We start from the raw sequence: 7730 nt of genomic DNA on the forward strand, positions 1-7730 counted from the left end.
TCTTCCATCAAAGTTTCAACATCAATTCCCACCCCTGCGCCTGTCTGTACCGCACACAGCGCCGTATGGGCGTTATGGCTGATCGAACCGCATACGTTTTCCGGCCATTGCGGTGCGCGATTGTCGCCGATGCCGACGGTAAACGGTGGCTGGCCCAGGGAAGTTAACGCCATCGAGGCAAGATAGCGCCCGGCAAGAAATTCCGCGCGCCGCTTCGGGACGGCACGCGTCAGGGAGGGCGGGAAAAATACCGCCAGTTCTGTAAACAGATCATCGCGATAGGCGGCCAATGCGAAGTGGCAGCGTGCGATCTTCCCTGAATACCCGAATTCCGGCGGCAGGTTCAGCCACCCGGCCCCCGTGATAAAGGACTCAGGCACCGAGCGTTGCGCCGCCATCGATAACGATATCCTGCATCGTAATGTGAGAGGCGCTACCGGAAGCCAGAAACAGCACCGCTTCAGCCACTTCCTGCGGCAACGCAATTTTTCCCAACGGAATGCCCAGTTTGAACTGATCGGGAAAACCGTCGATGGTGCGCTGTTCGGCGTCGTGCGTTTGCCACATGGCCTGTTGCATCGGCGTATTGGTCGAACCCGGTGACACCAGATTACAGCGCACGCCGAACGGCGCCATCTCTAATCCGACAGTCAGACATAAACTGCGCAACGCCGCTTTCGAGGCGCAATAGGCCGACATCCCGACGCGTGGCACATGGGCCGCGTTCGAGGCGATGCTGATGATCGCGCCGTGTTGCTGACGGCGGAACACCGGCAGCGTATGGCGGAACAGGTTGAACGCGCCGCCCGCATTCACTGCCAGACAACTCTGCCAGTCGTCATCACTTATCTCATCCGTTGCGCCCAGGCGTAAAATGCCCGCGCCGTTGACCAGCACATCCAGTACCGGTTGTTCAGCCAGCAGACGCTGGCAAACCGCCGCGACCGCCTGACTGTCGGTGATATCCATCACTTCGGTGCGAAAAGGGTAATCCTCACCGCTGAAGGTTTTATCGAAACCCGTTACTGTCGCGCCCGCTTGCTGAAATGCCCGCGCGGTGTGCAGACCAATCCCCTGCCCGGCGCCGGTCACCCAAACCTGTTTACCGGCGAAATCCCATGCTGTGCTCATCAGGCTTTTTCCCCGGAAAGCAGAGCCCACCAGCCATCGATCGTCGGCGTTTTGGCCAGAGCGACAAAGTCGATATCGCCGCGAATTTTCCGCCAGCCCGTCGCCAGCGCCATAATGCGCACGGAGTCCAGCCCGTAATCGATCAGGTTTTCATCGTTACCAATGTCGTCGCTGTCATCATCTAACAACGGCAAAATCTGAGCCCGCAGGGCTGATTTACTGTCGATTTTTGCAACGGTTTCTTTCGGCAGTAGCTCCGCCGTCGTCACCACACGACCACAGCGACCGGCGGTATAACGCAGCGCCATCAGGTGCTCGTCTCGGGAAAAATCGGCCAGACCATCGGCCACCATGAAGGGCTGGATGTTGCGCATAAACGCGTCGGTCGCGGTCGTCAGACAGCCGATGTGGGCGTACACCCCGCAGATGATCAACTGATCGCGGCCAGTTTCCTGCAAAATATCCTGCAACGGCGAACGGTGAAATGCGCTGTAGCGCCACTTCACCAGCACCTGATCGTCAGTATCCGGCGTCAGGGCTTCCACTACCGCCTGCTGATCCGGATGTTTGTTCAGGCCCGGCCCCCACATGTCGTTGAGCAGTGCACGATCTTCATCACTCTGGTTATTCGGCTGCGCGGTATAAAACACGGGGATCCCAACGGATTTACAGTAGCGGCGTAACGCGGCGATGTTTTCCACCACCTGCTCAATCAGCGGGCTGCCTTCACCCCAGAAATTGAGGAAGTATTTTTGCATATCATGGATCAGCAATGCCGCGCGCTGCGGCTCAACCGTCCAGCTGACTTTATTGGCGGGCAGTTCATTGACCGCAGGCAGTGCGTAGGATTCGAGTTTAGGAATGGCCATGAATTATTCTCCCTGTGGCGCAGTGTGTTCTTGAGAAATAGACTGTTCTTGTGCGATTAACTTTTCACGTAAAAGCTTTTTATCCACTTTACCCACCGGCGTCAGTGGCAGCCGTTCGACCCGCACAAAGCGGTCGGGCAGTTTAAATTCGGCAACACCCAGCTCACGCAGATGGCGGCGCAGTTGCACCGGCTTGAAACCGCTGCGTGTCACCAAAAAGGCGCAGCTTTTTTCGCCCATTAAGTTGTCAGGCATCGATACCAGTGCGGCGTTAATCACGCACTCATGACGCAACAGCAGATTCTCAATTTCCTCTGCGGCGATCTTTTCACCGCCACGGTTAATCTGATCTTTCAACCTTCCCTGAACCTGCACATAACCGTCATCCGTCAGTGAAATCAGGTCGCCGGAGCAGTAAAAACCCTGTTCATCGAAGGCACTGGCGTTGTGCTCAGGGCTGAGGTAATAGCCCTGAAAGGTGTAAGGCCCGCGCGTCATCAGACGGCCAGTTTCACCTGCGGGAAGAGGATTTCCGTGCTCATCCGCTACCCAAAGCTCATCATCCGGGCACATCGGCGTGCCCTGAGTGGTGAAGATGCGCTGCGGATCGTCGTCCAGCAGCGTGTAATTCACCAACCCTTCTGCCATGCCGAATACCTGCTGCAACTGGCAGCCGATTTCCTGCGGCACTCTGGCTGCCAGCGTCTCACTCAGTTTTGCGCCGCCGACCTGCAACAGCGTTAAACTGTCGAGGGAGGGATGCCCTTCCCACTCCTTCATCGCCTGTAGCCATAGCGTCAGTGCCGGAGGCACCAGCGCCGTTACGGTGATCACGTGTTGTTCAATCAGCGGGAAACAGACCTGCGCGCTCGGATCCGTCGCCAGAATTACCTGCCCGCCGCCATAGAACACGCCGAGCGCGCCGGGCGAACTCATCGGGTAGTTGTGAGCAATCGGCAGGGCGCACAGATAGCAGGTTTGCGAATCGAAACGGCAGATTTCGACGCTGCGCCGGATACTGTAGTAATAGTCGTTGTGAGTTCGTGGGATCAGTTTGGGCGTACCGGTACTGCCGCCGGAAAGCTGGAAGAACGCCACTTCATCCGCCGGAGTCGGTGAGGCGCAAAAATCGCCCGCCTCCTCTGCTATCCACGCCGCCAGTGAATGCGCGTCATCCTCTGCATTGCGCAGCGCCGTTACCCGCAGCGAAGGGTGTTGTTCAACAAAAGCCGCCACCAATGTGTGCTCGGCAAACAATGCGTGATGGGTATCGGCAATCAGCAACGCAGGCCGGATTTGTGAAGCATAAGCGTTGAGTTCACTGCGCTGATGGCTGAACAGCGCATTGACCGGCACCACGCCGATTTTCAGCAGCGCAAAAAACACCACGTAAAATTCGGTGACGTTACCCAGCTGTACCAGCGCGGTATCGCCCGCGCCGAGGCCGCGTCGTTGCAGCGCAGCGGCCAGCCTGTCGGACTTGTCATCCAGCTGACGGTAACTGAGTGTGGAGATTGAATCAGAAATGGCCGCGACATCGCGGTCAGCCTGCCGCTGTAAAATATCGGTCAGCGGCAGACCCAGCCAGTAGCCGCGTTCGCGGTAACGCTGTGCCAGGGCATCCGGCCAGCGGGTAAATTCAATCGTCATGCGAGTCTCCTTTATGACGCCAGACCAAACGCGCGCAGCATGGTGTTGAGCTTAGTGCCGGTTTCTGCCCATTCCGATTCAGGGACAGAGTCCGGCACGATTCCCGCTCCCGCAAACAACTGAACGCGGTTTGCCTCCACCGTGCCGCAGCGGATAGTGACCACCCATTCGCCATTCCCCTGCGCATCACACCACCCGACAATGCCGCCAAACAGACCGCGTTCGAAAGGTTCGAGACGAGAAATCAGCTCGCGTGCAGACGTGGTCGGCATGCCGCACAAAGCGGGTGTCGGGTGCAACAGGCAGGCCAGCGACAGGGCATTTTCAGCGCTGTCCGCCACGTCGCCGTCAATCGGTGAGGCGAGATGCCAGAGTGTCGGCGTACTGAGCAGTTCCGGGCGCGAAGGAATATGCAGATGGCTGCATCGTGGGGTTAGCACATCGCGCATAGCGTCGGTGACAATATGGTGCTCGTAGGCATCTTTCCCTGACACCAACAGCGCCTGGCTGGCAGCATGATCCTTTCGCAGATCCGCGCTGCGTTTCGCCGAACCGGCCAGCGGATTTGAGTGAAAATGGTTGCCGAGTTTTCGCAGCAAAAGTTCCGGGCTGGCACCCAGCAGCGCGCCCTGTGCCAGCGGTACGTGGAAGTGATAACCGCCGGGATTCTGCTCGATCATGCGCGCCATCAGCGCGGCGCGATCCACCGGCTGGCGGGTTTCGATCTTCAGCAGGCGCGACAGCACCACTTTGCGCAGTGCGCCCCGTTCGGTGGCTTCAACCGCTGAAGAGACCATCTGCATGAATTCAGTTTGCGCGGGATGTTCCGTTTTTCGCTTCACCTGCGGCAAGGCGTTTTGGCTCACGGGTGCATTATCGAGAAACTGCTGACGGTCAAACCACTGCACTTCTTTTGGCACAAACAGTGCCGAGGGCTGTTGCGTATCGAAGGGAATGGCGCCACAGACTATCGGATGAGCGATACCGGCGTTTCGCGCCTGTATGAATGCCTGCGCAATCGCCTGCTGAAATTCACCGTTCAGCGCCTCACCGCCAGCGGCAGGCAGCGTGAGCTGAGTAAAACATCCCTGCGTGGCTAAGCTTCGAAAAGGGGAAGTGAAGAAAAATCCGCTGGCAGGAGAGATATCCGCGATATTTTTCGCCACCTCCGGGCACTGCTCCCCGACCAGCCCTGCTCCGTTGCTTTTGCCATCCGTCACTACAGCATCCATCAGTCGACTCCTGTTAATAAAATGATAATGAATATAATAACGATTATCATTTGCATCTGATGGCGGTAAACTACTCGCCGGTTTTACGTGTGTCAATCATAGAAACCTGAAGTCTTGCGCTTTTTTCCTGATTTCAGGGCACGTAGAATCACCGAAAAACGGCTATTTATCAGTACGCTATCGTGAAGGATTGTCTTTAATGAAGAATACCCTGCTCCAACGTCTGACCCTCGCGGGCGGGCTTTTCGCCCTGCTGACACAGGCCTGTCTGGCCGCCGGAACCGGCTGGCCTCGTGAGATAAACACTGAACACGGCAGCATTACGCTGGCCCATGCGCCTGAACGCATCGTCTCCACCAGCGTGACCGTCACCGGTACTTTGCTGGCCATTGATGCGCCGGTGATCGCCAGCGGTGCAACCAGCCCGAACAGCCGGATTGCGGACGCGCAGGGCTTTTTCCGCCAGTGGGGCCAGATCGCCGCAGAGCGTAAGGTGCAGCGTTTGTATATCGGCGAGCCAAATGCCGAAGCCATTGCCGGGGAAGCACCCGACCTCATTATCATCTCAGCCACTGGCGGGGATTCTGCACTGAAACTGTACGACCAGCTTTCGGCGATTGCGCCGGTACTGGTGGTCAATTATGACGACAAAAGCTGGCAGGAACTGGCGCGACAACTGGGCGTGGCGACCGGTCATGAAGCGCAGGCCGCCGCCGTGGTGAAGCAGTTTGATGAGCGGGTTAAACAGCTGAAAACACAGCTGACATTGCCCGCCCAGCCGGTCTCCGCGATGGTCTATCGCCCCGATGGCAAGGCCGCCAATTTGTGGACATCCGCTTCCCCGCAGGGACAGTTGCTGCATGAACTCGGGTTTACGCTGGCCACAGTGCCGGACAATTTTCACGGCAGCCAGAGTCAGGGCGTGCGAAAAGATATCGTGCAGCTGTCAGGGGAAAACATGGCAGAAGGCCTGAACGGCAACACCCTGATGCTGTTTTCGGGCGACGACGGCGATACGCAACGGCTGATGGAAAACCACTTCCTGGCCCATCTTCCGGCGGTTCAGCATAAACAAGTTTATGCACTGGGTAATGACACCTTCCGGCTGGATTATTACAGCGCCAGCAACCTGCTGACGCGGCTGGACACGCTGTTTACTTCTCACTGACCGCAGCGGCGGGCGCAGGCTGAGCCTGTTGCCCGCCCGTCACGGTATGCCGTAACGCCCGCATCGCAAATGCCAGCACCACACCCAGCAACGCTGCCGTAAAACCGAAACTCGCCGAAGTGATGGCCGGTAACATCACCGATCCCATCGCACCCAGCAGCAGCGCACCGAGCGCATCCCCCGTCACGTTCTGCGCCGTCCACAGGCCGTTAATCCTGCCGAGGAAATCATCCGGCGTGAGATTTTGGATCAGGGCATATTGCAGTAACGCATTGATGGCGCTGAGATAACCGAAGATAACCAAAAAGGCTAATCCGAGGCCGAACCACGGCATCAGGCTGAACAGGCCGACGGCGACGAACGCGCCGATGGCGCTCAGCAGCAGCAGCCAGCCAGGCCGGGCGACATTCGCCACCCGTCCACTGGTCAGCGCACCGACTGCCGCCCCGAGCGGTACGGCGGCGTACATCAGCCCAAGCTCTGAGACACTAACCTGCCACATTCCGGACAGCGCCGGATACAGCACCCGCACCGCACTTGCCATCGTCAGCAGCGCGCCGACCAGCGCCACCATGCCGATCACCCGGTTTTGCAGCAGGAAAGCGAAACCGGAAATCAGCGCCCGCAGCGGATGTTCACGCTTTTGCACCGGCGGCGCCAGCTGCGGTAAACGCAGCAGCGGAATGAGCGTCAGACCGGTTCCGAGCGCGGCCAGACCATAGTTCCACGCCACACCTCCGCTGGCGATCACCAGCCCGCCGATAGCCGGTGAAAGGATCGAGCCGAAGCGAACGGTGAGCATACTGATCGCCCCGGCCTGCACCAGATTTTCCCTTCCGACAATCGCGGGCGTCGCCGCCAGCAGCGCCGTGACGCCAACGGCACCGAAGAAACCGTCCCACACCGCCAGCAGGTAGATAAGCGTCAGCGAAGGAACCGGCAGCGCCGCGTTGATGCACAACCCGACAAATCCCAGCCCGCAAGTGCTGCGCGCAAACAGGATCAGGCGGCGCCGCTCGTAACGGTCAGCCATCACGCCGCCCATCAGCAAGCCGATAAACATGCCGCTTCCGGCCAGCGTGACAGACAGCCCGACCAGCAAGGTCGAACCGGTCATGGACTGGATCTGCACCGGCACGGCGATGCTGAGCAGGCCGAGTGCCAGAATAGAAATAAAGCGCGCGCAGAAGACGGCGCGAAATGTGGCGTGCGTTTTCAGCAGGGAAAAATCGAGTAAAATCGAGGGCTTGTTCATTATCAATGCGTCACATAGGGGTAAAAGGCACAGTCAATGTAGTGCTATTGCGGGATAACTCATGCTACCATAGCCAAACGCAATAGATAATGATAATAAATATCATTAAGATTAACTTTGGTGCTTTTACTCATCATGTCACGGTCTCTTACTGAACCCTCGGCCCCCTATTCCTCCCCGGAAAACTCACGGCAACCGGTGCGCTCGCAGGCATTACTGCGTCGGATGCTTTTCATGCTGCTGGCAATTGTCCTGCTGGTCATCGTGATTTTATTAAGTCTGCTGATTGGCGCGAAATCTGTTCCGCTGCATACGGTGATCGCAGCATTACAGGGCCAATGTACCCTGCTGCCCGACTGCGTGATCATCCGCGATGCGCGCCTGCCCCGCACGCTGGCCGGGTTGCTGGCGGGCGTGGCACTCGG

At 58.2% G+C, this 7730-nt stretch carries 8 protein-coding genes; 2 read left to right on the plus strand and 6 right to left on the minus strand.

The genetic code is table 11. The annotated features are described in order from the left end of the window. The 5 genes from TU92_RS22035 to TU92_RS22055 all read right to left on the minus strand — a co-directional run. Positions 1-398: 4'-phosphopantetheinyl transferase family protein (locus TU92_RS22035; protein WP_427909987.1), on the minus strand; the 398-nt coding region annotated here is incomplete at its 3' end. Next, entirely contained in the window at positions 373-1131 is a 759-nt protein-coding gene (gene dhbA / locus TU92_RS22040; RefSeq protein ID WP_112169527.1) for a 2,3-dihydro-2,3-dihydroxybenzoate dehydrogenase, read from the minus strand. The genes dhbA and TU92_RS22035, both read right to left, overlap by 26 nt. Next, positions 1131-2000, minus strand: a complete 870-nt coding sequence (locus TU92_RS22045; RefSeq protein ID WP_112169529.1) for an isochorismatase family protein — start codon at positions 1998-2000, stop codon at positions 1131-1133. The genes dhbA and TU92_RS22045 overlap by 1 nt, the downstream gene beginning before the upstream one ends. A gap of 3 nt (positions 2001-2003) precedes the next feature. Beyond that, positions 2004-3650 (minus strand): (2,3-dihydroxybenzoyl)adenylate synthase, encoded by a 1647-nt coding sequence (locus TU92_RS22050; RefSeq protein ID WP_112169530.1) that lies wholly within the window; start codon positions 3648-3650, stop codon positions 2004-2006. A gap of 11 nt (positions 3651-3661) precedes the next feature. Continuing rightward, a complete protein-coding gene (locus TU92_RS22055) occupies positions 3662-4882 on the minus strand; it encodes an isochorismate synthase (RefSeq protein WP_112169532.1) in 1221 nt (406 codons plus the stop codon). Between the two features lie 199 nt (positions 4883-5081). On the opposite strand from TU92_RS22055, the gene fepB reads away from it, so the two are divergent. Further along, positions 5082-6050 carry a Fe2+-enterobactin ABC transporter substrate-binding protein gene (gene fepB, locus TU92_RS22060; protein WP_112169534.1) on the plus strand — a complete coding sequence of 323 codons (969 nt, stop codon included), beginning with the start codon at positions 5082-5084 and terminating at the stop codon, positions 6048-6050. On the opposite strand, the gene entS is transcribed toward fepB, so the two are convergent. Beyond that, entirely contained in the window at positions 6037-7305 is a 1269-nt protein-coding gene (gene entS / locus TU92_RS22065) for an enterobactin transporter EntS (protein ID WP_112169536.1), read from the minus strand. The two genes, fepB and entS, sit on opposite strands and share 14 nt — an antisense overlap. A 135-nt stretch (positions 7306-7440) precedes the next feature. Here entS and TU92_RS22070 point away from each other — a divergent pair. Next, positions 7441-7730 (plus strand): iron chelate uptake ABC transporter family permease subunit (locus TU92_RS22070; protein ID WP_248291974.1); only part of this gene is annotated, 290 nt, incomplete at its 3' end.

The organism is Rahnella inusitata, from assembly GCF_003263515.1.
GTDB lineage: Bacteria > Pseudomonadota > Gammaproteobacteria > Enterobacterales > Enterobacteriaceae > Rahnella > Rahnella inusitata.